This is a genomic window from Herbiconiux dendrobii (assembly GCF_052048175.1).
Classification (GTDB): domain Bacteria; phylum Actinomycetota; class Actinomycetes; order Actinomycetales; family Microbacteriaceae; genus Herbiconiux.
Genome location: NZ_JBLZQV010000002.1, coordinates 604,678 through 628,865, shown reverse-complemented (window position 1 = coordinate 628,865; position 24,188 = coordinate 604,678). Strand labels below are relative to the sequence as shown.

The 24,188-nt window shown below is 70.4% G+C and carries 25 protein-coding genes; 13 read left to right on the top strand and 12 right to left on the bottom strand.

Features of this window, described 5'->3' with window-relative positions; genetic code table 11:
- Positions 1-17: 17 nt before the first annotated feature.
- From ACN4JJ_RS07860 to ACN4JJ_RS07850, 3 genes are read right to left on the bottom strand one after another with little or no spacing between them, the layout of a single operon-like run.
- Complete coding sequence (locus ACN4JJ_RS07860) at positions 18-779, bottom strand: IclR family transcriptional regulator (RefSeq protein WP_440709354.1); 762 nt, start codon at positions 777-779, stop codon at positions 18-20.
- A 5-nt stretch (positions 780-784) separates the two neighbouring features.
- Positions 785-2,221 (bottom strand): MFS transporter, encoded by a 1,437-nt coding sequence (locus ACN4JJ_RS07855; RefSeq protein ID WP_440709353.1) that lies wholly within the window; start codon positions 2,219-2,221, stop codon positions 785-787.
- Positions 2,218-2,631 (bottom strand): cupin domain-containing protein, encoded by a 414-nt coding sequence (locus ACN4JJ_RS07850; protein WP_440709352.1) that lies wholly within the window; start codon positions 2,629-2,631, stop codon positions 2,218-2,220. Before ACN4JJ_RS07850 ends, ACN4JJ_RS07855 begins: the two co-directional genes overlap by 4 nt.
- A 161-nt stretch (positions 2,632-2,792) precedes the next feature.
- On the opposite strand from ACN4JJ_RS07850, the gene ACN4JJ_RS07845 reads away from it, so the two are divergent.
- Genes ACN4JJ_RS07845 through ACN4JJ_RS07830 form a run of 4 tightly spaced genes read left to right on the top strand, consistent with a single transcriptional unit; the run spans position 2,793 to position 6,023 of the window.
- On the top strand, positions 2,793-3,722 hold the full coding sequence (locus tag ACN4JJ_RS07845; RefSeq protein WP_440709351.1) for a DUF6282 family protein: 930 nt from the start codon (positions 2,793-2,795) through the stop codon (positions 3,720-3,722).
- Positions 3,722-4,468 (top strand): HpcH/HpaI aldolase family protein, encoded by a 747-nt coding sequence (locus ACN4JJ_RS07840; protein WP_440709350.1) that lies wholly within the window; start codon positions 3,722-3,724, stop codon positions 4,466-4,468. The genes ACN4JJ_RS07845 and ACN4JJ_RS07840 overlap by 1 nt, the downstream gene beginning before the upstream one ends.
- Before the next feature lie 56 nt (positions 4,469-4,524).
- A complete protein-coding gene (locus ACN4JJ_RS07835; RefSeq protein WP_440709349.1) occupies positions 4,525-5,034 on the top strand; it encodes an Lrp/AsnC family transcriptional regulator in 510 nt (169 codons plus the stop codon).
- Positions 5,031-6,023 carry a Gfo/Idh/MocA family protein gene (locus ACN4JJ_RS07830; protein ID WP_440709348.1) on the top strand — a complete coding sequence of 331 codons (993 nt, stop codon included), beginning with the start codon at positions 5,031-5,033 and terminating at the stop codon, positions 6,021-6,023. The genes ACN4JJ_RS07835 and ACN4JJ_RS07830 overlap by 4 nt, the downstream gene beginning before the upstream one ends.
- Positions 6,024-6,044: 21 nt before the next feature.
- Here the strand turns inward: ACN4JJ_RS07830 and ACN4JJ_RS07825 are convergent, their stop codons facing one another.
- Both ACN4JJ_RS07825 and ACN4JJ_RS07820 read right to left on the bottom strand, forming a co-directional pair.
- The gene (locus tag ACN4JJ_RS07825) at positions 6,045-6,569 is read right to left on the bottom strand and encodes an Lrp/AsnC family transcriptional regulator (protein WP_440709347.1); all 525 of its coding nucleotides are present in this window, start codon (positions 6,567-6,569) and stop codon (positions 6,045-6,047) included.
- A gap of 36 nt (positions 6,570-6,605) precedes the next feature.
- Positions 6,606-7,196: a helix-turn-helix domain-containing protein gene (locus tag ACN4JJ_RS07820; protein ID WP_440709346.1), complete on the bottom strand. Its 591-nt coding sequence runs from the start codon at positions 7,194-7,196 to the stop codon at positions 6,606-6,608.
- 177 nt (positions 7,197-7,373) lie between these two features.
- On the opposite strand from ACN4JJ_RS07820, the gene speB reads away from it, so the two are divergent.
- The 5 genes from speB (at position 7,374) to ACN4JJ_RS07795 (ending at position 13,137) form a co-directional block, all read left to right on the top strand.
- Complete coding sequence (gene speB, locus ACN4JJ_RS07815) at positions 7,374-8,402, top strand: agmatinase (RefSeq protein WP_440709345.1); 1,029 nt, start codon at positions 7,374-7,376, stop codon at positions 8,400-8,402.
- Positions 8,392-9,942, top strand: a complete 1,551-nt coding sequence (locus ACN4JJ_RS07810) for an APC family permease (protein WP_440709344.1) — start codon at positions 8,392-8,394, stop codon at positions 9,940-9,942. The genes speB and ACN4JJ_RS07810 overlap by 11 nt, the downstream gene beginning before the upstream one ends.
- A complete protein-coding gene (locus ACN4JJ_RS07805; protein WP_440709343.1) occupies positions 9,939-11,072 on the top strand; it encodes an alcohol dehydrogenase catalytic domain-containing protein in 1,134 nt (377 codons plus the stop codon). Before ACN4JJ_RS07810 ends, ACN4JJ_RS07805 begins: the two co-directional genes overlap by 4 nt.
- A 337-nt stretch (positions 11,073-11,409) precedes the next feature.
- Positions 11,410-12,681, top strand: coding sequence for an LCP family protein (locus tag ACN4JJ_RS07800; protein ID WP_440709342.1), 1,272 nt, complete (start codon positions 11,410-11,412; stop codon positions 12,679-12,681).
- Positions 12,682-12,756: 75 nt separating this feature from the next.
- Positions 12,757-13,137: a DUF4190 domain-containing protein gene (locus ACN4JJ_RS07795; RefSeq protein WP_440709341.1), complete on the top strand. Its 381-nt coding sequence runs from the start codon at positions 12,757-12,759 to the stop codon at positions 13,135-13,137.
- Between the two features lie 31 nt (positions 13,138-13,168).
- On the opposite strand, the gene ACN4JJ_RS07790 is transcribed toward ACN4JJ_RS07795, so the two are convergent.
- The 5 genes from ACN4JJ_RS07790 to ACN4JJ_RS07770 all read right to left on the bottom strand — a co-directional run bounded on the left by ACN4JJ_RS07790 (position 13,169) and on the right by ACN4JJ_RS07770 (position 18,701).
- Positions 13,169-15,079: a DUF2207 family protein gene (locus ACN4JJ_RS07790; RefSeq protein WP_440709340.1), complete on the bottom strand. Its 1,911-nt coding sequence runs from the start codon at positions 15,077-15,079 to the stop codon at positions 13,169-13,171.
- A gap of 44 nt (positions 15,080-15,123) precedes the next feature.
- A complete protein-coding gene (locus ACN4JJ_RS07785) occupies positions 15,124-15,921 on the bottom strand; it encodes a septum formation family protein (protein WP_440709339.1) in 798 nt (265 codons plus the stop codon).
- Between the two features lie 2 nt (positions 15,922-15,923).
- Positions 15,924-16,472 carry an orotate phosphoribosyltransferase gene (gene pyrE / locus ACN4JJ_RS07780; protein WP_440709338.1) on the bottom strand — a complete coding sequence of 183 codons (549 nt, stop codon included), beginning with the start codon at positions 16,470-16,472 and terminating at the stop codon, positions 15,924-15,926.
- Positions 16,473-16,549: 77 nt separating this feature from the next.
- The gene (locus ACN4JJ_RS07775; protein WP_440709337.1) at positions 16,550-17,458 is read right to left on the bottom strand and encodes an SDR family oxidoreductase; all 909 of its coding nucleotides are present in this window, start codon (positions 17,456-17,458) and stop codon (positions 16,550-16,552) included.
- Positions 17,459-17,525: 67 nt separating this feature from the next.
- Positions 17,526-18,701 carry a YihY/virulence factor BrkB family protein gene (locus ACN4JJ_RS07770; RefSeq protein ID WP_440709336.1) on the bottom strand — a complete coding sequence of 392 codons (1,176 nt, stop codon included), beginning with the start codon at positions 18,699-18,701 and terminating at the stop codon, positions 17,526-17,528.
- A 37-nt stretch (positions 18,702-18,738) separates the two neighbouring features.
- Between ACN4JJ_RS07770 and ACN4JJ_RS07765 the strand changes: the two genes are divergently transcribed.
- The 3 genes from ACN4JJ_RS07765 (at position 18,739) to trxA (ending at position 22,193) form a co-directional block, all read left to right on the top strand.
- A complete protein-coding gene (locus tag ACN4JJ_RS07765) occupies positions 18,739-19,581 on the top strand; it encodes an exodeoxyribonuclease III (RefSeq protein ID WP_440709335.1) in 843 nt (280 codons plus the stop codon).
- Positions 19,582-19,672: 91 nt separating this feature from the next.
- Positions 19,673-21,700 carry an APC family permease gene (locus ACN4JJ_RS07760; RefSeq protein WP_440709334.1) on the top strand — a complete coding sequence of 676 codons (2,028 nt, stop codon included), beginning with the start codon at positions 19,673-19,675 and terminating at the stop codon, positions 21,698-21,700.
- A 67-nt stretch (positions 21,701-21,767) separates the two neighbouring features.
- Positions 21,768-22,193 carry a thioredoxin gene (trxA, locus tag ACN4JJ_RS07755; protein WP_440709333.1) on the top strand — a complete coding sequence of 142 codons (426 nt, stop codon included), beginning with the start codon at positions 21,768-21,770 and terminating at the stop codon, positions 22,191-22,193.
- A 161-nt stretch (positions 22,194-22,354) separates the two neighbouring features.
- On the opposite strand, the gene ACN4JJ_RS07750 is transcribed toward trxA, so the two are convergent.
- Positions 22,355-22,930: an NAD(P)H-dependent oxidoreductase gene (locus ACN4JJ_RS07750; protein WP_440709332.1), complete on the bottom strand. Its 576-nt coding sequence runs from the start codon at positions 22,928-22,930 to the stop codon at positions 22,355-22,357.
- Between the two features lie 102 nt (positions 22,931-23,032).
- Between ACN4JJ_RS07750 and ACN4JJ_RS07745 the strand changes: the two genes are divergently transcribed.
- On the top strand, positions 23,033-23,641 hold the full coding sequence (locus ACN4JJ_RS07745; protein ID WP_440709331.1) for a TetR/AcrR family transcriptional regulator: 609 nt from the start codon (positions 23,033-23,035) through the stop codon (positions 23,639-23,641).
- Here ACN4JJ_RS07745 and ACN4JJ_RS07740 read toward each other — a convergent pair.
- Complete coding sequence (locus ACN4JJ_RS07740; RefSeq protein ID WP_440709330.1) at positions 23,618-24,151, bottom strand: DUF6328 family protein; 534 nt, start codon at positions 24,149-24,151, stop codon at positions 23,618-23,620. The two genes, ACN4JJ_RS07745 and ACN4JJ_RS07740, sit on opposite strands and share 24 nt — an antisense overlap.
- Between the last annotated feature and the right edge of the window lie 37 nt (positions 24,152-24,188).

The window sequence follows — 24,188 nt, the reverse complement described above, 5'->3', positions numbered from 1 at the left end:
GAGGCAGCTCGACGCGACTACTTCGGGGTGTGGCCCAGCTGGTGCGAGATCGTGTTCGCCGTGGCGAGCAGGGGGGTGGCGAGCGCGGCGAGGCGGTCTCCGCGGAGAGTCTCCAGGGGGGAGACGATCGCCACGGTCGCCGCGACGGTGCCCGTGCCGTCGAACACGGGTGCCGCGATCGCTCCGATGCCGGGCAGCACCGCATCGCTCAGCGCGTAGCCGCGCTGCCTCGTCTCGGCCATCCGCACCTGGAAGCTCTCGCGGTCGAGGTCGGTGCCGCGCAGCGACCGGGTGAGCACGGCGTCGTCGTCGAGGTAGCTCAGAAAGCACAGGCCCTGCGCCGAGTCGGCGCGCAGGGCGGCCCCGATCCGCACGGTCATGTTCACCGTCTTGCCCGGGGGCTCCTTGCAGAGCACCGCGACCGCGTTCGCCCCGGTCCAGATGCCCAGCACCGTCGTCTCACCGCCGGCCTCGGCCAGCTGCCGCAGGAACGGATCGGCGATCTCGACCGCCCTCGTGCTCGAGAGCATCGTGGCGCCCAGCCCGGTGAGCAGCGGGCCGAGACGGTACGAGCCGTCCCCGACGCGCTGCAGCATCCCCTCGACCGCCATCGACTGCAGGTAGCGGTGCGCCGAGGTGCGGCCGATCTCCAGCTCGTCGGCCACGTCGTTGATGCGCAGTTCGGCACGCTGAACGTCGAACATGCGCAGGATCTGAGCGGCGCGCGCCACGACCTGCAGGTTGCCGGCACCGTCCGGCCGGTGCTCCGAGTCCGTCACGCGGCTCAGCCTACTGGCCGTCGTGGGCTCGCCCCGGCCACGTCGTTCCGGGCGGCGACCACGTCATCGGCTGCGGCTCCCAGGTCGGTGTCCTTGGTCTCGGGGCTCCAGAGCCCGCCGATCATCAGCAGCACCCCGCCCAGCGCCAGGAGCACCGCCGGCGTGTATTCCAGCGGCATGACCGCCGAGAGACCGGCCGTGTAGAAGGCGTAGAAGGAGGGGATGATGAGCGCCAGCGAATAGCCGACGCCGTACCCCGTGGCCCGGATCGAGATCGGGAACCGCTCGGACATGTAGGCGCCGATCGCCCCGAAGGCGGGGATGCCGAGCAGGGCGATCACGGCGATCACCCCGGCCACCGGCCAGAAGCCGGAGACGGCTCCCGAGGCGAACAGCACGAACAGCGGGATGGCCAGCAGCGAGGCCACGCCGCACCAGGCGAAGAACGCCCGGCGCCCGATCCGCTGCGAGAGCATGCCGAACAGCGGATACGCCACGCACACCACCAGGAATGCCAGCACCAGCGCCAGCGACGTCTCCACGGCGCTGAGCCCCGACGTGGCCGCGATGGTGGGAGGCAGGATGACGATGGCGGCATTGGACGAGAACCAGACGCCCGTCATCAGGATGAAGGCCTGCAGCAGGGCCACCCGGTGCGTGCCGGTGAGCAGCTCCTTCAGCGGGTTCGGCTTCTTACGCGCCCCCGTGGTCAGCGCCAGCGCGGCGGTCTTCTCCCACTCGGGCGATTCGTGCACCGACCGCGAGTAGTAGAAGGCGAAGCCGAACGAGATCAGGGCACCGATGCCGAAGGCGATCCGCCAGCCCCACTGCGAATAGGCCGACGACGGATCGCCTGCGGGGGCGAACTGCAGCACCACGAGGGTGAGCAGCGAGATGACCACGTACGAGGCCGGGAAGCCGAACGCGATCAGCCCGGCGTTGCGGCCGCGGTGCGCGCGGGCGGAGTGCTCCATCGCCAGGGGCACGGCGCCCGTGTACTCACCGCCGAGGAACACGCCGTCGATGAAGCGCAGCACGATCAGCAGCACCACCGCGAGCACGCCGAGCTGCTCGTATCCCGGCAGCAGGGCGATGAGCCCGGTACCGACGCCGGCTCCGGTGACCGCGATCACGGTCGCCTTCTTGCGCCCGATCCGGTCGCCGAGCCAGCCGAAGATGATCGAACCGAGGGGGCGGGCGATGAGGGTGGAGGCGAAGATGAGTCCGACCAGGATGGCCTTCAGCCCCGGATCCATCGAGGCGGGCATGAAGAAGCCGAGCGCCGGCGCCAGGGCGATCACCGGCAGGTAGATGTCGAACATGTCGACGAAGAAGCCGAAGCTGGCACCCAGCACCGAGCGGCGCTCCTGCGGGGAGGCCTTCTCGCGGGCACCGGAACCGGGGACGACGGATGCGGTGGGCGCGCCCGCCACGGCGCTCACGCTCCGGTTCCGATCGTGAGCGGCTGACCGGCGGCGAGCTGTTCGACCCATCTCGTCAAGTGAGCGTAGTCCTCGCGCGGCGGCACGAAGATGTCGATGTTGATGCAGGGCCCGTTCGTGACCTCGATGAAGTGCTCCGCACCCCGCGGCACGAGCATCAGGTCGCGCGACCGCATCCGGTGGGCGACCCCGGCGACGTGGTAGTCGGCCTCGCCCTCGAGGATGAACACCAGCTGGTCGAAGTCGTCGTGCGAGTGGGGGCGCACCTCGAGGCCCTGCTCCACGGTGTTCCAGACGATCATCACCTCGTCGGAGGCGTAGGCCTTTCGCGTGATGCCCCGGCGGGCCTCCTCCTCGGGGATGTCGTCGAAACTGACGACCCGCGAGAAGAGCTTGTCGTTGTGCGGCATGGGATCTCCTTCGATCTGTTCCACTGTCCGGCCTATTCCACGGTCCGGGCTGTACCACTATCCGGTATGGGTTGTGCGTCATGCGGTATGGAGCGTAGCATGGCCCGCGCCCCACTCGTCAAGCCCCGGTCGAAGACGCCGGGAAGGAAGGAGCGGCGACGATGCTGCGACCCGCCGACCATGAGACCGTGCCCATCACCGACCCCGAGGTCGCCGACCTGCTCGTCGGTGCCGTCGACCTGCACGTGCACGCCAGCCCTTCGCCGTTCCCGCGGCGGCTGCCGATCGCCGAGGCGGCCTGGCAGGCCCACGAGGCCGGCTTCCGGGCCATCCTCACCAAGAGCCATCACCACTCGATGGTCACCGACATCCGCTCGGCATCAGAAGCTCTGGGCGGCCTGCCGATCCCGGTGGTGTCGGGGGTGGCGCTCAACAACTACGTGGGCGGCCTGAACCCCTACGCCGCCGAGCTCGCGCTGGCCCAGGGCGGCCGGATGGTGTGGTTCCCCACCATCTCCAGCCACGCCCACATCTGCGTGCACGAGGCCGAGGGCGAGAACCTCAAGTTCCCCACGAACAACCTGGGTCTGCGGCACACCACCGAGATCGACGTGGTGGACGAGGACGGCGCGCTGAAGCCCGAGGTGCTCGACATCCTCGAGGTGATCAAGGCGCACGACGCGATCATGTCGTGCGGCCACCTCGGGCCCGCGCAGATCGACGTGCTGATCGCCCAGGCGCACTCGATGGGCATCGAGCGCATCCTGGTGAACCATCCGAACTTCGTGATCGAGGCCGATCCGGAGCGGGTGCGACGCTGGGTGGGCCTCGGCGCCCGGATCGAGCACTCCATCTGCCAGTACGACGACCGCACCTCGTTCTACCAGTGGGGTCTGGACGTGCTGCTGCGGTACATCGAGGCGGCCGGCATCGACAACACCCTGCTAGGCAGCGACCTGGGCCAGGCGAACAATCCCCTTCCCGTCGACGCGTACGCGCGGATCGTGCGCGGCCTGCTCGACGCCGGGCTGCCGGCGGAGTCGGTGAAGAAGCTCGTCAACGACAACCCGGCCGCATTGCTGGGCATCTGATGCCGGGCACGTCTTCCCTCCGCGCCCTGCTGGCCGACCGGGCGGTCACGGGCACCTTCCTCAAGATCCCGCGCTTCGAGGTGGTCGACCTGCTGGCACTGGCCGGGTTCGACTTCGTCGTGTGCGACTACGAGCACGCGCAGATGTCGGTCCGCGAGGCCTGCGAGGTGGTGCGCGCGGGTGCCGGTCGGGGGATGCCGGTGATGGTGCGCGTGCCGGCCCTGGATCGGGGCGAGATCAACCGGCTGCTGGAGGCGGGCGCCGCCGGTATCCAGCTCGCCCGCGGCCACGGCGCCTCGGCGAGGGCACTGCGCTCCCTCGTGGCGTACGCCCCGGCCGGCACCCGCTCGGTTTCGATGTCCCAGCCCGCCGCCGACTACGGCCTGCGCATCCCCCTCACCGAGCATCTCGAGCGGTCGAACAGCGAGGTGCTCGCCGTGGGCCAGTTCGAGACCGCGGACTACGCCGACGGGCTCGACGAGGCCGTCGCGGCGCTCGACGTGGCCTTCATCGGGCCGGTCGACCTCTCGGTGGATCTGGGCACGCCGGGCCGGCTCGACTCCGAGCCGATGCGGCACGCCGCCCGGGCGATCGAGTTGGCCGCGGCCCGGGCCGGGGTGCCGATGGGTGTGTTCGCAGGTTCACGCGAGGCGGCGGATGCGGCCCGGGCGAAGGGATACCGCTACATCGTGGCCGGTTCAGACTTCTCGATGCTCTCGGCGGGAGCCGCCTCCCTGCTCGCCTGACGGCGGGCCGGAGCCCCTGCGCCCGCACCCGGGAGCGCAGGGGCGAGAATAGGGGGATGGCAGCGGACGATCTGGATCGGCGGCTCGTCGAGCTGCTCGGCGAGGACGGGCGGCGCGCCTTCACCGACATCGCCGCGATCGTGGGCGTCTCCGAGGCCACCGTGCGGGCGCGGGTGCAGCGGCTCACCTCCAACGGCACGCTACGCATCGTCGCGCTCTGCAACCCGCTCACCCTCGGCCACCAGTCGGTTCGACTACTGCTGACCGTGCACGGCCTGAGCCCGCGCAACGTGGCGAAGTCGCTCACCTCGATCCCGATGATCGGGCACCTCTCGCTCACCTCGGGCGCCCACGACATCTATCTCGAGGCCACCCCGCGCGATCTGGGCCAGCTCGCCGACCTGCTCGACGACATCCGGCGCACCCCGGGCGTCGTCACGATCGACCAGTTCGTGCTCACCCGTTTGTACAAGGACTATTCCTGGAACGGGCTGCGCGATCAGTCCGGCCAGCGCGCGGTCGGCGGATCCGGCCTTCCCATGAACGACCCAGGAGGACACCCATGACCGACACCGCATCCGCCCCCATCCGCTGGGGCATCCTGGCCACCGGAGGGATCGCCGCCGCCTTCACCTCCGACCTGCTGCTGCACGGGCACACCGTCACTGCCGTGGCCTCGCGAACGGCCGAGAGCGCCGAGCGCTTCGCCGCTGAGCACGGGATCGGGCGGGCTCACGCATCGTACGAAGCGCTGTACGCCGATCCCGAGGTCGACGTGATCTACGTCGCGACGCCGCATCCGTGGCACGCCCGCAACGCCGTCGCCGCTCTGGAGGCGGGCAAGCACGTGCTGGTGGAGAAGCCGTTCGCGCTCACCGGCGCCGAGGCGGCCGCGATCGCCGACGCGGCCCGGCGCAACGGCCGCTTCGCGATGGAGGCGATGTGGACCCGTTTCCTGCCGCACATGCGCCGGATCGCCGAGATCGTGCAGGGCGGCGAGCTCGGGCGCGTGACCTCGCTCGTGGCCGACCACACGCAAGATCTGCCGCGCGATCCCTCCCACCGGCTCGTCAGCAAGGAGCTGGGCGGCGGGGCGCTGCTCGATCTCGGCATCTATCCCCTCTCGTTCGCCAACCAGCTGCTCGGCGCCCCGGTCGCGGTGGCAGCCGCCGGCGTGCTCAACGCGGAGGGCACCGACAGCCAGGTGGGCACGAGCACGGTGCACGCCGAGGGCGCGATGGCGTCGACCTTCTCCTCGGCGATCTCGGCGGGCGCCACCCGCGCGGCGGTACACGGCGACCAGGGGCGGATCGAGATCGACCGGGTCTGGTACAGCCCGACGTCGTTCCGCTGGTACGGCGCGGACGGGGAGCTGCGCGAGCACTACACCTCCGAGGTGGAGGGGCGGGGGATGCAGTACCAGGCGGCGCACGTCGAGGAGCAGCTGCGGGCCGGATCGCTCGACAGCCCGGTGCTTCCGCTGGCCGAGTCGGTACAGATCATGGAGCTGCTCGACGAGGTGCGGGCGCTGATCGGCGTCGACTACGACGCCTGAGCGGGCGGATGCGGCGAGCGCCTAGAGACGCTCGGCGGCCCCGGCGGCTCCCGCCGAGGGGTGCGGGCGGGTCGGCCGGCCCACGGGATCGCGGAATCCCGACCAGAGGTACTCGTCCTTCACGACCTCCAGCACGGTGTCGGTCTCGAGCGCGTCGATGCCGAGCACGGTACGCACCCGGTCGATCAGGAACGCGTTCATCCGCTCCTGGTCGTCGCAGCGCACATCCACGATGAGGTCGAACGAGCCGATGCAGGCGCCGACGAACCGCACCTCGGGGAGGTCGGCGAGCGCCCGCGCCACGCTCTCGACGGTCGCCCCGCGCACCCGGATCGACAGCCGCGCCTCGACCCAGCCGAGCCGAGGGCTGTTCGGCATCCCGACCACCTGCACCACGCCGAGCGCCAGCAGCCGGTGGTAGCGCTGGCGCACGCTGCCCTCGGAGAGGCCGACGTAGCGCGCGATCTGGCCGAAGGAGCGCCGGCCGTCGAGGCGCAGTTGATCGATGATCTTGCGGTCGATCACGTCGATGGCTTCCAGCTCCACGGCCTAATTACAGCACGCGGGAGGAATCGGCGACTCTCAGCTCGGAGTCGAGCCGCTCCAGGCGGCCGGCACGAGCACCCAGAGCACCTCGGTGGTGCCCTCGGAGAAGTTGTTCCAGGTATGCGGTTCGCGGCCGGGCAGCGTCAAGGTGTCGCCCGCCTCGAGCGTGTGTTCGGCAGCGGCCAGGCGCACGTCGAGCCGGCCGCTCAAGACGTGCACCACCTCGGTGTCGCAGTTGATCGTGTAGAGCTCGGCACCGCCGGAGGCTCCCGGCTCCATCGTCGACCGGAGCACCTGCACTCCGGCCTCGGAGCGCGGTGTGACCAGACGCTCGATCACCGCATTGCCCCCCATGTTGATCAGGGGCGCCTCCGACAACGGGACGACCTGCGACTTGGGAGCCTCGAACAGCGAGCCGACCGGGAGCGAGAGCACCTCGCACACCGAGATTAGCGTGCTGACGCTCGGCGAGGTCTCGTCACGCTCGATCTTGCTGATGAATCCCTTGTTGAGCCCGGTGGCGGCGGCGACATCGGCGATCGTCAGCGACTGGGCCAGCCGGGTCGCGCGGAGCTTGGCCCCGATCGCCAGCGGGTCTCTCGAGGGGGTCGGCCTGACAGCGCGCACACGCCCTTCCTTTCCACGTCGATGCTCCCGAGCCTAACGATTCCGGCGGGACCGCAGCGCTCGACGCACGTCGCCGTCTCGAGACCATGTTGCCAGTCAGGCATCTTTTGTGGCATATTAGGCGACGCAAGGATGCATCCGGAACCCGCCGCCCGCATCCCCGTGACGGAGAAAACGATGCCTGACGACCCGAGTTCCTCGCCCGCGACCGGCCGAGAGCCGTCGACGTCCGGATCCCGTGTGACCACGGGCGGGCGGGTGGGTCCGGTCGACGCCAGCCTGACCCCGCGCTATGCGGGCCCGGCGACCTTCGCGCTGCTCCCCCGGATCGACGACGTGGAACACGCCGACATCGCCGTCGTGGGCGCCCCGTTCGACGCCGGTGTGAGCTTCCGGCCCGGTGCCCGATTCGGTCCGGCCCACGTGCGGGAGGCCTCGCGCCTCCTGCGTCCCTACAACCCGGCTCAGGACGTGGAGCCGTTCGCCACCCAGCAGGTGGTCGACGCCGGTGACATCGCGATCAATCCCTTCGACCTCGACGAAGCCGTCAGACAGATCGAGGAGGCCGCCCGGGAGCTGACCCGCGACGCGACGCGTCTGGTCACGATCGGCGGCGATCACACGATCGCCCTCCCGCTGCTGCGTGCCGCGGCCGCCCAGCACGGGCCGATCGCCGTCATCCACTTCGATGCCCACCTCGACACCTGGGACACCTATTTCGGGGCGCCCATCACTCACGGAACGCCGTTCCGCCGAGCATCGGAGGAGGGCCTGCTCGATCTCGACGCCTGCATCCACGTGGGCACCCGCGGCCCGCTGTACGGGCGCAGTGACCTGCACGACGACGCCCGGCTCGGATTCGCGATCGTCAGCACCGACGAGATCGCGGATCACGGCGTGCCGGCCGCCATCGCGCGCATCCTCGACCGGCTCGGGGATCGCCCCGTGTACATCAGCATCGACATCGACGTGCTCGATCCCGCCCACGCCCCCGGCACCGGCACTCCCGAGGCGGGTGGACTCACCAGCCGGGAGCTGCTCGCCCTCGTGCGCGCCCTCGCCTCCACCCGGATCGTGGGCGCCGACGTGGTCGAGGTCTCCCCGCCCTACGACCACGCCCAGCTCACCGCCGTGGCCGCGTCCCACGTGATCTACGAACTCATCTCCGCGATGGCCCCGACCGAAACGAGCGACCATGTCTCCTGACCCGCGGCGCGACGACAGCATTCCCGCGCGCGATTCCGAGCAGATCGGGATCGACGACGCCGAGCTCGAGCGGCTCGGCTACACCCCGCAGCTCAAGCGCGAGATGAGCGTCTGGTCGGTGTTCGCGCTCGGCTTCGCCACCATCTCACCGGTGGTCGGCCTGTTCAGCGTGCTCGCACTGAGCTTCATCCTCACCGGGCCCGCCTGGGTGTGGGCGGTCGTGATCGCCTTCGCCGGCCAGCTGCTGGTCGCAGTGGTCTACGCCGAGCTCGCCTCGCAGTTCCCGATCGTGGGGGGCGTGTACCAGTGGGTGCGACTGCTGGTGGGACCGCGGGCCGGCTGGCTCACCGGGCTGCTCTACCTGGCCGCGGCGATCGCCTCGCTGACCACCGTCGCCTACCTCGGAGGCACCTGGGTCTGGCTGCTCGTCACCGGCGAGAACCCCGATCCGGTCGTCCACGTGCTCTGCGCCGCCGGCTTCTCGGTGGTGGCCGTGCTGGTGAACCTGTTCGGGGTGCGCGGGCTCAAGGTGTTCCTGAACGCCGGCATCGCGGCGGAGGCGGTGGCCTCGATCGGGATCGGCCTGCTGCTGTTGCTGGCGTTCCGCACCAACTCCTTCGGCATCCTGTTCGAGTCGCTGGGGGCCGGGGGGAGCGAGACCGTCACCGCCGCCGGCTTCACGATGGCGCTGGCCGTGGCGGGCTGGGCTTTCCTCGGCTTCGACGCGACGACCCAGATGTCCGAGGAGACCCGGGAACCGCGCCGCAGCGTTCCGCGGGCTCTGCTGCGGTCGTTCCTGTTCGTCGGGTTCACCGTGCTGCTGACGGCGTTCGCGGTCACGCTGTCGCTGAAGGATCCCTCGCGCGCCGTGAACGGCGTGGTCTTCGACCCGGTCGTCACCGCCGTCACGGAAGCCTTCGGCCCGTGGTCGGAGAAGCCGTTCGTGGTGATCGTGCTCATCGCGTTCCTGGCCTGCGCCGTCTCGATCCAGACCTATGTCGGCCGCGCCATCTTCGCCGTCGCGCGCGAAGGTCAGCTGCCGTTCTCGCGTGCGCTGACCCGCGTGAACCGGCACCAGGTGCCTTGGATCGCCCTCATCGTGACGGGCGTCCTGGGTGCGGTCGGGCTGCTGCTCGGCCTGAACGGCGACGCGGTCGGAACGCTCATCACCTTCGGTTCCGGCGGGTTCTACATCGTGTTCCTGATCGTCGCGGTCACCGCACTGGTGGCCCGCCTGACCGGGCGGTGGAAGCCGGCGGCCGGGGCCTTCCGGCTCGGCGCGCTGGGCCTGGCGATCAACATCCTGGCCGTTCTCTGGCTGGCGTTCGAAGCGGTCAACGTCGCGTGGCCCCGCGCGGAGTTCGCTGCACCCGGCGCGCCCGTCATCACGGTCTGGGCCGTCGTGATCGTGTTCTCGGCCCTCATGGTCGTGGGGCTCGTCTACCTGCTCGTGGCCAAGCCCCATCGGGCCTTGCCGCTCACCTCCACCCCCGCCGGGCCTCCCGCCTCGGCACCCACCACCATCAAGGAGCAGGGATGACCCGCACCGGAACGCAGCCGGCCGTCGTCTTCCGGGCCGAGACCGGCCTCGGCGTGGAAGACGTGACCGTCGGGTCACCCGGCCGTGGACAGGTCGCGGTCGAGATCCGCGCCAGTGGCGTCTGCCACTCGGATCTGCACGTCGTGAACGGCGACTGGCCGAGCGATCGGCCGCTGGTGCTCGGACACGAAGCCTCGGGCGTCGTCGTCGAGCTCGGCGACGACGTGAGCGAGCTCGCGATCGGTGATCATGTCGTGCTGAGCTGGTTCGCTCCCTGCGGCCGATGCCGCAACTGCGCCGCCGGTCGAGCCTGGCTCTGCACCGGCACCACGGCCCTCGAGAACACGCTCCCGGGCGGCACGACCGCCTTCGCCGACGAAAAGGGCCGCCCGGTCTGGCCCTATCTCGGGCTCGGAACCTTCACTGATCGCATCGTCGTTCCGGAATCCGCCGTGGTCGTCGTGCCCGCTGACCTGCCGTTCTCCGTCGGAGCGCTGCTCGGCTGCTCGGTCACCACCGGCATCGGCGCCGTGCTGAACACGGCCGGGGTGCGTGCCGGCGAGTCGGCGGCCGTCGTCGGCTGCGGCGGAGTCGGTCTCTCGATCATCATGGGCCTGGCCCTGGCCGGCGCGGGCGAGATCATCGCGATCGACGTCTCGGCCGAGAAGCTCGCCGTGGCCGAGCGGCTCGGAGCGACCACCCTGATCCGCGCCGACCTGGCCGATCCGGTGCAGACGATCACCGATCGGTTCGGCGGCGTCGATTTCGCGTTCGAGGCCATCGGGCGCGTGCCGACGATCGAGTCCCTCCCGGCGATGCTCGTCCCGGGCGGCGCCGCGGTTCTCGTGGGCATGACCGCGATCGGCGCCCGCGCGAGCATCGACCCCTTCACCCTGGCCGACCGCGGGCTCCGTATCCTCGGCTGCAACTACGGCTCGAGCGTCGCTCGCGTCGACATCCCGCGCTACGCCGCCCTGTACACCGCGGGTCGCTTGCCGCTGGACCAGCTGATCGGCCAGACGCGTCCGGTCTCCGAGGCCGGCAACGCGCTCGAAGACCTCCGGAACGGTGTGGGCCTGCGAACCGTCCTCGTACCGGAGGTCGGATCCGGGCCCGATCACGGAGCCTGATCGGCCGTAGCCGTCGCGAGCGATCTGGACGACGGTGGCCGAGACGGCCGCCACGGCGAGCAGGGCGAGGACGATGAGGAAGAGAGTCATGGCTGTAACGCTACGAACGCCGATATTCTGACACCAGTGGCCGGAGTGCCTTGGTGCATCGAATTCCTGCCAGTCGGCCGCGCTGCCGCCCGGCGGACTGCCCGGTCCGCAGCGGGCTGATCGCAAGGCCGCGGCGCGTTCGGCTCTCGGCCCAGCCTGAGAGAATGCCCGGTCACCTGCCTGATCCGTCGGCTAGTATCGACCGGCGAAGCGGACATCCGCCCGCTCCTGCACGAAAGAGACGCCTGTGAACGAAACCGACCGACGCCCGAACCGGCAGTCCTCCGGCTCCGTCCGGCACGGACGCCTGCACACCTCCGGCCCGGTCTCGGCCGTTCTCAAGGCCCTCGCCGTGGTGGTGGCCGTAGCTCTCGTGAGTGCCGGAGCCGTCACGGCCTACGCCGTGAACAGCATCGCGCAGCAGGTCTCGGCCAACGCGGTCGACATCTCCGGCGGCGGCGAAGCTCCCCCGGCACCACCGGTGCTCGGCGCCTTCGAGGGCGGGTTCAACCTGCTGGTGGTCGGCACCGACAACGACCCGAACCAGGGCGACAGCTTCGGCGAGCGGGATGCGACGCTCAACGACGTCAACATCCTGTTGCACGTCTCCGCCGACCACAAGAACGCGGTCGTGGTGAGCTTTCCGCGTGACCTCGTGATCGCGCATCCGGAGTGCACCGACCCCAACACGGGTGAGGTCTTCGACGCCATGAGCGCCCAGCCGCTGAACGACGCCTTCGGCCGTGGCGGGCTCGCCTGCGTGAACTCCACCATCGAGAACCTCACCGGGCTCGACATCAACTACGCGGCCGCCACCTCGTTCAACGGGGTCATCGAGATGACGAATGCCGTCGGCGGTGTGCCCGTGTGTCTCGTCGAGCCGATCTTCGACGCCGACTCCGGCCTCGACCTCCCCGCCGGCACCACCGTGATCGAGGGCCAGATGGCGCTCGCGTTCCTGCGCAACCGGCACGGAGTGGGCGACGGCAGCGACCTCTCGCGCATCGCCTCGCAGCAGCAGTACCTCTCGTCGATGGTGCGCACGCTGAAGAGCGCCAACACGCTCACTGACCTCACCAAGCTCTACGGGCTGGCCCAGGCCGCCTCGCAGAACATCCAGCTCTCCACGTCGCTCTCCGGGCTGGACTCGATGGTGTCGCTCGCACTCACGCTCAAAGACGTCGACCTGAACAACATCGTGTTCGTGCAGTACCCCTCCGGCTCGTCGGAGGAGTTCCCGAACAAGGTGGTGCCGGTGCAGTCACTGGCCGACGAGCTGTTCAGCCGCCTGCAGGCCGACCAGCCGTTCACGCTGGGCGAAGACGCGACGGGCACCGGATCGACCATCGTGGCCGACCCCGAGGCCCCGGTCGCCACGGCCGAGCCCGATCCGAGCGCCTCGCAGATCCCGGATGCGACGGACGCCCCGACCGACAGCACGGCGACTCCCGACGTGGTCGAGGGCCTGAAGGGCCAGACCGCGGCCGAGCAGACCTGCGCCAACGCGTTCTCCGACTGAGCTTCATCCCGCGGTACCACCCGGATCAGCCTGTGGTCTGATCCGGGTGTGTCGGCTGCTCCGTAGCGTTGAAGCATGACGAACGACACCATCACCCCAGAGACCACGACCACCCCGACCCTCACCGCCCCCGCGGCGCCTCCCGCCCCGGCGGCAGCCTCGGAGGTTCCCCCGATCCCCGCCGGCCCTGCGCCCCACGTGTACCCCGCGCAGACCAAGACCAACACGCTCGGCATCATCACGCTCGTGCTCGGTGTGCTCGGCTTCGGCCTGGTGCCCGTGATCACCGGCCACATCGCGCTCGGCCAGATCAAGCGGACGGGCGAGGAGGGCCGCGGGCTCACCCTCGCCGGCCTGATCCTCGGCTACGTCACCCTGGCCGGCTGGCTGCTGGTGGCCTTCTTCTGGATCGCCGCCGCGGGCCTCGCCCTCATCGGGGCCGCCGCGCAGTACTGACGCCGGATGGTGTCAGAGGCGGGGGCGTCGCTCAGACGCCTCCGCCGCCACCACCTCCACCGCCACCGCCCGAGAAGCCGCCGCCGCCTCCGGAGAAACCGCCTGAACTGCTCGACGAGCTGCCGGAGTACGCCGTCGAGGCGGCCGACGACATCGAGCCGATGCTCGAGGCGAACAGCGCCGCGTTGAAGGCGCCCGAGTTGCCGCCGTACCAGTCGGGCTGGTTGCCGAGGCTCTCGTAGTAGGTGCCCAGCACCTTCGCCCACTCCGACTCGAGGTCGAGCAGCACCGCATAGGGCAACAGCTTCTCGTAGAGCTTCACCACCTGGCCCCAGTCGGGCGCGTTCACTCCCGTGCGAAGCGCCCCCTCGGGGCTCTGCAGCATCCGGAACCGGTCTTCCTCGGCCCATTCGATGTACATCCGGATGCCCTCGATGTAGTCGCGCAGCTCGGCGCCCTTCGCGGTGAGCGGCGACCGGAACGCACCCACGCCGACGACCACCAGGGCCGCCACGGCGACGAAGCCGAAGGCGAAGGGCAGACCGCCGCCGAGGTCGGCGTCGAGCGAGGCGAATCCGGTCACGACCGCCACTCCCGCGAACAGGATGCCGAGCACGAGCAGCACCGAGCCCTGCCAGCGCAGCCCCGACCGGAAGTAGCCCTCGCTCAGCGAGCGCTTTCGGGTGGACTGCAGGATGCTCGCGATCTGCTTCGCGAGCCCGGTGTCGTTCTTCTTCAGCTCGCGCCAGGCGCCCGGCGTGAGCTCGGGCCCGAAGAGCGCGCGGGCCAGTTCGAGCTCGCTCGGGTTCAGGCCCTGGGCGGTGAGCAGCCGCAGCCAGTAGGTCTGCTTCTCGGAGAAGATGCCCTGCTCGGTCTGCTCCACGATCTGCGTGTTGTGGCGCACGGCGAAGTCGACGAAGGAGGCCGCGGCCGCACGGGGCGTCTTCTTCATCACCGCGGCGGCGATCAGCAGATCGGCACCGGGCGGCGGGGTGTACTCGGGCACGACGACGGGGCGGCCCGGGGCGTCGCGAAGGCCCGTGAAGCGGTAGATCAGGGCCAGTACGGCCGTGAGGGCGGCGAGGATCGTCGCCACGAGCTGCGCCCAGCTCGAGCCGCCGGCGAGGTAGGAGGTGTCGCGCTCGGCGAAGGTGTGCGGCTCGAAGGCGATGCCGATGGTGACGTTGTCGCCCGGATCGAGGTTCTCGTTGCGGGTCGTGAAGACCGCCGAGCCGGGGGCGGCGCCATCGACCGCATCGGCCGGATCACCCTCGGTGATCGTGCACGGATCACCCGACCCCTCGGGGCCGACGAAGCATCCGGTGCTGCCGGTGAGTGCGCCGACCAGCTCCGGGGCCACCGTGGTCGTGGTGGTGTGCACGGCGAAGGGCTGCTGCCAGAGGGTTCCGTTGGTGTCCCAATAGAACTCGTCGTCGTCGGTGTTCTCGAAGTAGGCCGTGACGTCGACCTGGTGATAGCGCAGCACGTAGGTCTGCTCGCCGTGCACGTAGTCGTCGCCCGCGATGGTGACCACGAGGTTCTCGTCGTCGGTCTCGGAGTCGTACTCGCGGGGCGTGCCCGCCGCATCCGTCACCGAATCCAGCGTGAGACCGGTGGGATGCCCCTGGTAGCGCAGCGGGATGGCGCGCTGGATGCCGCGGTTCTGGTCGGTGTCGGGGAAGACCGCCACGAAGGTCTCGACGGTCTGGAGCGTGGAGTGGCCGGTGTCGTCGATGCCGAGCGCGTACTGCGCGTCGAAGGAGGCGAAGCGGAAGTCGTTGACGTCGCCGGGGGCCGCCGCGACGGCAGGAACGGCGGACGCTGCAGTGAGCGCAGAGGCGCTCGAGGCACCGGCCAGGAGTGCCGCTGCGGCCAGCACCGCGGCGAGCGCCACGGCGGTGCCGCGGACGGCGGTTCGGATGGAGACGACTGCGCTGCGCATGGGACCTCACTCTAACCCGCACCGGCGACGGTGCGGAGGAATTCTCACCCGGCCGGGACGGCGGCGAGCGAGCCTGTGAGCGGCTCGCCCGAGCTGCGGGTGAAGAAGCAGGAGTAGCCGCGGGCACCTGCCGCCCACTCGGCCTCGTCGGCCGGGTACGAGGCCTGCCACTGCAGGTCGGCGAAGGCCTCGCCGGCGGCGTAGTCGAGCGCCGCCGGGGCGGTGCAGAGCAGGTTCAGGCGGGAGGTGAGCTCGGCCTCGCCGGGGTACGCGGCGGCGGCGTCTTCGGGAAAGAGGCCGGTCGACACCAGCTGGGCGGTGTGCGCCTCGGCGCAGTCGACGACCGTGAACTCCTCGACCCACGGCGAGCTGTAGCCGGTGAGGCACTCGCCGCCGTGCAGGGCGTCCCAGGCGTGCACGCCCGGGGCGAGGGGCCCGGGCGGGGCGGCGGCATCGGCGGCGGGGGCTTCCGTGGGAGCGGGAGCCGGCGTGAGCGTGGCCGCCGGAGTCGGCGTCGAGGACGCGGATGCCCCGGGGGACGTGAGGGCTGCGTCGGCCGGGGCGTGCGCCGATCCGTCGCTCGCGGTGTTCTCGCCGACCCGCAGACCCGTGAAGAACAGCGCCACGACGAGCGCGAGCACCAGCACGCCGGCGGCGATCAGGATCAACCGCGTCGGCAGGCCTCCGCGCCCCGGACCGCCTGAGCGCCCACGACCGGCAGCGGCTCCGGCCTCGCGGGGCGAATCCGCGGCGCCGGGCGTCACGGCACCGAGGGCACCGGCAGCAACCGGGCCGCCCGGCTCGGCCGGGTCACCCGTCGCGTCGCTCGCGGGGCCGGTCACGGTCATTCCAGACCGAGGTCCGCCAGCCCGATCGCGTAGTGGTAGGGGTAGCCGGCCTCTTCGATCCGCGCGCCCGCACCGGTGTTGCGGTCGACCACCACGGCGACGCCCGCGATGATGGCGCCCGCCTTCTCGAGCGCGGCGATCGCGGCCAGCGGTGAGCCGCCGGTGGTGGAGGTGTCTTCGAGCACGATGACGCGCTTGCCCGCGACATCCGGACCCTCGACCTGGCGGCCGCGACCGTGGTCTTTCGGCTCCTTGCGCACCACGAAGGCGTCGTAGGCGAGCCCGCGCGCGGCGCCCTGGTGCAGCACGGCCGAGGCGATCGGGTCGGCGCCCATGGTGAGGCCGCCGACGGCGTCGACGTCTTTGATGCCGGCGATCAGGTCGAGCATGACCTGGCCGATCAGCGGGGCGACGCGGTGGTCGAGCGAGACCTTGCGCAGGTCGACGTAGTAGCTCGCCTGCTTGCCGCTGGTGAGCGTGAAGTCGCCGTGGAACACGGCGTCGGACTTGATGTACTCGATGAGTTGGCTGCGCGCGTCGGTCACGCCCCCAGTTTAGTGCGGCGCGTCTTCGCCGGAATCCGGGCGACACCGGGCGGATGGTCTGGGCCAGCGCGAGCCGTTCAGGCGCCTGATTTTGCCCGCAGGAAGTCGCGGAGCGACCGCGGCGCGTGGCCGGTGAGGCGGCGCACGTCGTCGGTGACGCGGGCCAGCTCGCCCGCGGCGATGGCGGTGTAGGTGCTCACCCAGGCGTCGAGCTGCCAGTCGGGGGCGCCGTACACCGCGCGGGAGGCGTAGGCCTCGTCGAGCGACTCGTCGTGGAAGGTGACGGGCGTCGCGGAGCCGGCTGCGGCATCCGGATTCCCGGCTTGCGCGGCCCCCCGCTCCTCGTTCAGCACGGCGGCCACCTCGGCGAGGGTGAGCGCCTCGGGGCCCGTCAGCTCGTAGGTGCCGCCGGCGTGCGCTTCCGGAGCCAGGAGGGCCGTCACGGCGCACTCGGCCACGTCGTCGCGAGTGACCGAGGCCACCCGGCCCGAACCGGCGGGGCCGCGGATGACGCCGTCCTCACCCGCGAGGAGCGGGAGGAAGTCGGTGTAGAGGTTGTCGCGCAGGAAGGTGTGGGCGAGGCCCGCGTCGCGGATCAGGTTCTCGGTCACGAAGTGGTCGCGGGCGAGGGTGAACGTGGCATTCGGGGCCGCCCCGAAGAACGAGGTGTAGACCACGTGGCCGACTCCGGATGCCCGGGCCGCCTCGACGACGCTCCGGTGCTCGGCGAGCCGGTCGGCGTTCTCCGCTGCCGAGACCATCAGCAGCACGTCGACGCCCTCGAGCGCGGCGCGCGCGGCCGGCCCGTCGGAGTAGGTGGCCACGGCGACCTCGGCCCCCGCGATCTGCGGCGCCCGGGCGGCGTCGCGCACGATCAGCCGCAGTCTCGGCCCGGCTCCGGCCGCCTCGAGCAGCCGCGCCACGCGTCCGCCGATGCCGCCGCTCGCGCCCGTGATCCCGATCCGAATGCCGCCCGTGTTCTCCATCCCTCCATCCTCTCCCATCGGCACTCTCGCCGAAGGGAGGCACCTGGGACCGAGCGGCGCCGAGCGGTCAGGGCGTGGGGTCGAGCCCGGCGGAGGTGAGGGCGTCGAGCTCGGCGCGCGCCGCGTCGCGCCGCCAGCGCGCGCCCGGGCGCCGCCACCAGGCGGCCTCCGCGAGCTCGCCTTCGGCCTCGCGCAGCCGCACCCCGGCGGCGAGCACCAGGGCGTCGTGCTCGAGCGCCGCGCGTTCGGCGGCGGTCGGCTCGTAAAGAGCCTCCTTGCGGTCTTCGGCGGCCACCGCGATCCACGACGCGGCCACCAGCGTCACCACGCTCGTCAGCCGGAACCACAGCAGCAGCGCGATGAACACCACGAACGTCGACAGCAGGGGGTTGCGCGACGCCCCGCCCAGCAGCCCGCTGCCGAGCAGCTGCAGGCCGAGCAGCCCGCCGCCGCCGATCAACGTTCCGGCGGCCATCCGCCGCACGGTGAGCCGGGCGCCCGCGAGAAAGCGGAACAGCACCAGCAGCGCGATCGTGTCGATCAGGTACACCACGGCGAGCCCCACCACCACGACGAGCGTGGTCGACAGCCCCCGCAGCGTCTCGGGAAAGAGGTCGAACAGCCAGTTCAGCGCCGCGGTGCTGGCCACGCTGAGCGCGGCCGCCACGAACAGCGCGACGCCCAGCACGAGCGCCACCACGAAGTCACGGGCCTTCAGCAGCACGTACGAGCGGCGGTCCTTGGGCATCCCGAAGATCGCGCGCACGGCCATCCGGGAGTAGGTGATCCAGCCGATCGCCGTCCAGATCAGCACCGCGAGCGCCGCGACGCCCGTCACCCCCAGCAGGGAGGTGCTCGATTGGGCGATCCGCTGCAGGTCGTCGGGGTGGATGACGCCGCTCGTGCCGATCAGGCCGGGCACGTAGGTGTTGATCACCTGCACCATCGCGTCCATCGTCTCGGGCGAGCCGACCAGCCAGATGCCGGCCACCGCGAACACGATGTACACCGAGGCGAACACGGCGAACAGTGCCTGATAGCTCATACCGGAGGAGAGCAGGAAGCCGTTGCCGGCCAGGAACCGCCGCCACACCCGGCTCGGGAACAGCGCGAGGGTGTTCTGCGTGAGGGTGGTGATCCTCGCGAGCGGCTCGCCCAGTCGATCGCCCACGCGGTCGCCCAGTCTCTCGCCCAGTCGCTCGCCGATCCGGTCCCGGGCCTCGTCGCGCGGCCCTCGATCCATGGCCACAGCCTAGCGACGCGCCCGGTACCGTGGAGGCATGCGTGTTGCCACCTGGAACGTGAACTCCATCCGAGCCCGAGTGGGGCGCGTCACCGACTGGCTGGTGCGCGAAGACGTCGACGTGCTCGGCATGCAGGAGATCAAGTGCAAGGAGTCGCAGTTCCCCTACGAGGCCTTCCACGAGGCGGGTTACGAGGTGGTGCTGCACGGCCTCAACCAATGGAACGGCGTGGCCTTCGCGAGCCGGCTGCCGATGCACGACGTCGAGAACACCTTCACGGGCATGCCCGGCTTCGGCAAGGCACTCGACGACGGATCGCTGCCGCTGGAGGCCCGCGCCCTCGGCGTCACCGTGGAGGGTGTGCGTCTGTGGAGCCTTTACGTGCCCAACGGCCGTGAGCTCGACAACCCGCACTACGCCTACAAGCTGACCTGGCTGAAAGAGCTCGCCGCGCAGACCGAGGGCTGGCTCGCCGCGCATCCGGAGCAGCCGCTCGCGCTGATGGGCGACTGGAACGTGGCCCCGCTCGACACCGACGTGTGGGACCGCGCACTCTTCGAGGGCTCCACCCACGTCTCCGAGCCCGAGCGCGACGCCTTCCGCGCCTTCGAGGCGATCGGGCTCCAGGATGTCGTCCGCCCGCTGGTGCCGGAGGGCTACACCTATTGGGACTACAAGCAGCTGCGCTTCCCGCGCAACGAGGGCATGCGGATCGACTTCGTGATGGGCTCGCAGACCTTCGCCGAGCGGGTCTCGGCGGCGCGGATCGACCGCAACGAGCGCAAGGGCGATGCGCCCTCCGACCACGTCCCGGTGGTCGTCGACCTCGACGACGCGGCCGGCGAAGACGACGACGACCGCCCGATGATCTTCGGCTGAGGCTCCTCCACAGGCGGGCTCTGAACGCAGAGTTCTCCACAGCGTCACCGCCGTCGTCTCGGCGTCGCCGGATGCGTGTATAGATTGACGCATGTCCTCTCCCACCGTCGGCGCCGGCTCGCCGCTCACCCCGGGCGAACCCGCGCATCCTGAGCCCGAGGCGCGGTCACGACTGCGGGTCTGGTTGACGGATGGGCTGGTCGATCGCACGGGCCGGCATCCGGGGCCCGGCGCCGTCAAGACCGAGAAGACGCACTCGTGGTGGCGGGTGATGTGCCTCACCGGCGTCGACTACTTCTCGACCCTGGGCTATCAGCCGGCCATCGCCGCGCTCGCGGCCGGGCTGCTGTCGCCGTTCGCCACGGTGGTGCTCGTGCTGCTCACGCTGTTCGGTGCGTTGCCGGTGTACCGCCGGGTGGCGCGCGAGAGCTTCCGCGGCGAGGGTTCGATCGCCATGCTCGAGCGGCTGCTGCCCTGGTGGGGCGGCAAGCTCGTGGTGCTGGTGCTGCTCGGCTTCGCGGCGACCGACTTCATGATCACCATCACGCTGTCGGCGGCGGATGCCACGGCGCACGCCATCGAGAACCCCTTCGCCCCCGACTGGTTCGAGGGGCAGCAGGTGATCATCACGCTGGTGCTGATCGCGGCGCTGTCGGTGGTGTTCCTGCGCGGGTTCAAGGAGGCCATCAACATCGCCGTGGTTCTGGTGGCGGTGTTCCTCGTGCTGAACGCGATCGTGGTGATCGTCTCGATCGGGCACGTCTTCGAGAACACCGTGGTGGTCGACGACTGGTGGAAGGCGCTCACCGCCGAGCACGGCAACCCGCTCGTGATGGTGGGCATCGCGCTGATCGCGTTCCCCAAGCTCGCGCTCGGTCTCTCCGGGTTCGAGACGGGCGTGGCCGTCATGCCGCAGATCAGCAGCGGGCGCACCAGGCGCGGCGCGAGCGGTACGCCCGGCGTCGCCGACACCCCCGCCAAGCCGCTGGGGCGTATCAAGGGCGCCAAGCGGCTGCTCACGGTCTCGGCGATCATCATGTCCACCTTCCTGATCAGCTCGAGCATCGTCACCACCCTGCTCATCCCGCAGAAGGACTTCGAGGCCGGCGGTCCGGCCAACGGCCGAGCCCTGGCGTACCTCGCCCACCAGTTCCTGGGCGACGGATTCGGCACGGCCTACGACATCGCCACCATCGCCATCCTGTGGTTCGCCGGCGCCTCCGCCCTGGCCGGGCTGCTCAACCTCGTGCCGCGGTACCTGCCGCGGTACGGCATGGCACCGCACTGGGCCGGCGCGGTGCGGCCGCTGGTGCTCGTGTTCACGGGCATCGCCGTGCTCATCACGCTCGTCTTCCGGGCGAACGTGGATGCGCAGGCCGGCGCCTACGCCACCGGCGTGCTGGTGCTCATCACCTCGGCATCCGTCGCCGTCACGCTGTCGGCCCTGCGCAAGAAGCAGCGGGCGGCCACGATCGGCTTCGCCGTGATCGCGGTGGTGTTCCTCTACACGACCGTGGCGAACATCTTCGAGCGGCCCGACGGTGTGCGGATCGCGGCCCTGTTCATCATCGCGATCATCGTGGTGTCGATCGTGTCGCGGGTGCAGCGCTCGTTCCAGCTGCGCGCCACCTCGGTGTCGCTGGATGCGAACGCGATCGACTTCGTGCTCACCGATGCGGAGGAGTACGACTCGATCCGCATCATCGCCAACGAGCCCGACGACGGCTCGGCCGAGGAGTACCGGCAGAAGATCCGCGAGGAGCGGCGCGACAGCGGCATCCCGCAGCGCTCCCCGGTGATCTTCCTCGAGGTCTACCCCTCCGACTCCTCCGACTTCGAAGAAGACCTTCTGGTGCGCGGCGAGGTGCTGCACGGCTTCCGGGTGCTCAAGGTCACCAGCGGCAACATCCCGAACACGATCGCCGCCACGCTGCTGGAGATCCGCGACCTCACGGGCGTGGTGCCGAACATCTACTTCGAGTGGACCGAGGGCTCGCCCATCTCGAACATGTTCAAGTTCCTGGTCACCGGCACCGGCGAGGTGGCGCCGGTCACGCGCGAGGTGCTGCGGCGTGCCGAACGCGACCGCACGCACCGGCCCGAGGTGCACGTCAGCTGAGCCCTGCCGTGCGGCTCATCTGCGGGGCACTGGGAATCTCTGGGCGTCTGTGGCGTTAATGGTGTGCATGGCCACGAAGACTCTCACCCTTGACAACCACGACGAGACCGTCGCCGACGGCATCGTGCTGATCGACTTCTGGGCGGACTGGTGCGGACCGTGCAAGCAGTTCGCCCCGGTGTTCGAGAAGGCGTCCGACGCGAACGGCGACATCACCTTCGCCAAGGTCGACACCGAAGACCAGCAGCAGCTGGCCGCCTCCTACGGCATCACGTCGATCCCGACGCTCGTCGGCTACCGCGACGGCATCCCGATCTTCGCGCAGCCCGGAGCCCTTCCGGGCACGGTGCTCGACGACATCATCGCCCAGGTGCGTGCGCTCGACATGGAGACGGTGAAGAAGGACTACGCCGACGCCGTGGCGAAGCAGCAGTCCGGCGAGTCGGCAGCGGGTGCTCCCGACGCCTCGGCGCCGTCGCCCGACGCCGTCTGAGCCCGACCCGCCCGAGCCAGAGCTGCCCGGGCCCGACCCACCCGAGCCCGACCCACCCGAGCCAGAGCTGCCCGGGCCCGCACGGTTCGAAACTGCAGAAATAACGAGGACCGACGCCCTATACGGCGTCGGTCCTCGTTATTTCGTCAAGTCTGAACCGATCAGGCGGCTTCGGACTCGTTCTCGTCCTCGAGCTTGCCGAGGAACTCCGTGATGAACGCAGAGAGCTGCTCGACGATCTCGGCGTCGTCCTTCGGGTGCGTCTCGGCGAAGCGCACGACCGAGTTCGGCACGGCCAGTGTGGTGGCGTCGATCACGCGGGCGCCGGCGATGCCGAACGACTTGCGCGCCTCGTCCTGGGCCCAGACGCCGCCGAACTGCGCGAACGCGGTGCCGATCACGGCGACGGGCTTGCCGGAGATCGAGCTCGAGCCGTACGGGCGCGACGACCAGTCGATGGCGTTCTTGAGGTTGGCCGGGATGGTGCCGTTGTGCTCGGGGGTGACGACCAGCACGGCGTCGGCGTCGGCGATCGCCTGACGGTAGGCCACGACGCTCTCGGGCAGCTGGCCCTCGACGTCGACGTCTTCGTTGTAGAGGGGCAGCGCGTGGTGGCCCTCGAACAGCTCGAACGCGGTTCCGGTGGGTGCGAGCGCCACGGCGGCCTCGGCGAGCTGGCGGTTGGTCGAGGCGGCGCGAAGGCTGCCGACGAGCACGAGCACGGTCTTCTCGGTCATGTTTCTCCTGTGTACGGGTGGCCCACCGGAGGCCCGGTGGAGGCAGTGTTCAGCTGGTTCAACCGGACTGTGGTCCGTTTATTCCCGTGCTACAGTCCACGCATGGATCCGCTGGGGGCTCTGCCCCTCCATCCCACGGTCGGCCCGCAAGCGACCGAGCGTTCGGATGCGGCCCGCAACCGGGCGAAGCTGATCGAGACCGCGCGGCGGATCATCGACCTCGACGGCGTCGAGGGGCTCACGATGGATCGCCTGGCCGCCGAGGCCGGAGTCGGCAAGGGCACCGTCTTCCGGCGCTTCGGCTCCCGGGCGGGGCTCTGCCAGACGCTGCTCGACGACGTGGAGCGCGACTTCCAGGGCCACTTCCTCAGCGGCCCGCCCCCGCTCGGCCCGGGTGCCCCGGCGCTCGATCGGCTGGTCGCGTTCGGGCGCGCGCGCATCGACACGCTCTGGCAGCAGGGCGCGCTGCTGCGAGCGGCCGAGGTGACCACCGAGCGCCACTTCGAGGTGCCGGCCCGCAAGGTGGTCGAGCTGCACCTCGTCACGCTGCTGCGCGAGGCCGGTGCCACCGGCGACCTGCGCGTGCTGGCCTTCAACCTGCTGTCGGTACTCGAGGGCATCCTGCTGATGCCGCCGGGATTCGCCACCGGGTCCCGCATCGAACGCTTCGCCGACGGCTGGGAAGACCTAGTCCTGCGGCTGTTCCGCTGACACCCGGCTACCGCGCACGACCCTCGGCAGCACCACCCACAGCGCCACGACGGCCACCAGGATGACCGCGCCCACCACGATCCCGCCGGTGCGCCCCAGCACGAAGTCGAAGATCAGCAGCGCGGTTCCGGCGAGGGTGAGGGCAACGCCCACCATCGTGGCGGCCAGGATGGTGTCGGTCACCCGCACCACCTGCGCCTTCGCCCGTTTGCGGAACAGCGCCCGGTGCAGGCTCACCGGCGCCAGACCGAAGACGGTGGTGAGGATCGACGCCACCACGAGGCAGAGGTACACCGTGTGCTGGTAGTCGTCGAGCTGGTCGAAGCGGGACTGGAACACCGCGGCGAGCAGGAATCCGGTGAGGATCTGCGTTCCGGTCTGGATCACCCGCAGCTCCTGCAGCAGCTCGTTCCAGTTGCGGTCGAGGCGCTCGTTCTCGGTCTCGTCGCGCCCGTCGCCCGGGGCGATGTCGATGCGATCGGACTGCGGCGCGGGATCGGCGTGGCTCATGAGACCTTGGTACCACGATCGCCCCACCGCGACGTCC

Bases quoted from the DNA above. Each gene is read 5' to 3' on its own strand.
- ACN4JJ_RS07850 (WP_440709352.1), bottom strand. From the start codon at position 2,631: ATGCCGCACAACGACAAGCTCTTCTCGCGGGTCGTCAGTTTCGACGAC.
- ACN4JJ_RS07845 (WP_440709351.1), top strand. From the start codon at position 2,793: ATGCTGCGACCCGCCGACCATGAGACCGTGCCCATCACCGACCCCGAG.
- ACN4JJ_RS07840 (WP_440709350.1), top strand. From the start codon at position 3,722: ATGCCGGGCACGTCTTCCCTCCGCGCCCTGCTGGCCGACCGGGCGGTC.
- ACN4JJ_RS07835 (WP_440709349.1), top strand. From the start codon at position 4,525: ATGGCAGCGGACGATCTGGATCGGCGGCTCGTCGAGCTGCTCGGCGAG.
- ACN4JJ_RS07830 (WP_440709348.1), top strand. From the start codon at position 5,031: ATGACCGACACCGCATCCGCCCCCATCCGCTGGGGCATCCTGGCCACC.
- speB (WP_440709345.1), top strand. From the start codon at position 7,374: ATGCCTGACGACCCGAGTTCCTCGCCCGCGACCGGCCGAGAGCCGTCG.
- ACN4JJ_RS07810 (WP_440709344.1), top strand. From the start codon at position 8,392: ATGTCTCCTGACCCGCGGCGCGACGACAGCATTCCCGCGCGCGATTCC.
- ACN4JJ_RS07805 (WP_440709343.1), top strand. From the start codon at position 9,939: ATGACCCGCACCGGAACGCAGCCGGCCGTCGTCTTCCGGGCCGAGACC.
- ACN4JJ_RS07795 (WP_440709341.1), top strand. From the start codon at position 12,757: ATGACGAACGACACCATCACCCCAGAGACCACGACCACCCCGACCCTC.
- ACN4JJ_RS07790 (WP_440709340.1), bottom strand. From the start codon at position 15,079: ATGCGCAGCGCAGTCGTCTCCATCCGAACCGCCGTCCGCGGCACCGCC.
- ACN4JJ_RS07775 (WP_440709337.1), bottom strand. From the start codon at position 17,458: ATGGAGAACACGGGCGGCATTCGGATCGGGATCACGGGCGCGAGCGGC.
- ACN4JJ_RS07770 (WP_440709336.1), bottom strand. From the start codon at position 18,701: ATGGATCGAGGGCCGCGCGACGAGGCCCGGGACCGGATCGGCGAGCGA.
- ACN4JJ_RS07765 (WP_440709335.1), top strand. From the start codon at position 18,739: ATGCGTGTTGCCACCTGGAACGTGAACTCCATCCGAGCCCGAGTGGGG.
- ACN4JJ_RS07760 (WP_440709334.1), top strand. From the start codon at position 19,673: ATGTCCTCTCCCACCGTCGGCGCCGGCTCGCCGCTCACCCCGGGCGAA.
- trxA (WP_440709333.1), top strand. From the start codon at position 21,768: ATGGCCACGAAGACTCTCACCCTTGACAACCACGACGAGACCGTCGCC.
- ACN4JJ_RS07750 (WP_440709332.1), bottom strand. From the start codon at position 22,930: ATGACCGAGAAGACCGTGCTCGTGCTCGTCGGCAGCCTTCGCGCCGCC.
- ACN4JJ_RS07745 (WP_440709331.1), top strand. From the start codon at position 23,033: ATGGATCCGCTGGGGGCTCTGCCCCTCCATCCCACGGTCGGCCCGCAA.
- ACN4JJ_RS07740 (WP_440709330.1), bottom strand. From the start codon at position 24,151: ATGAGCCACGCCGATCCCGCGCCGCAGTCCGATCGCATCGACATCGCC.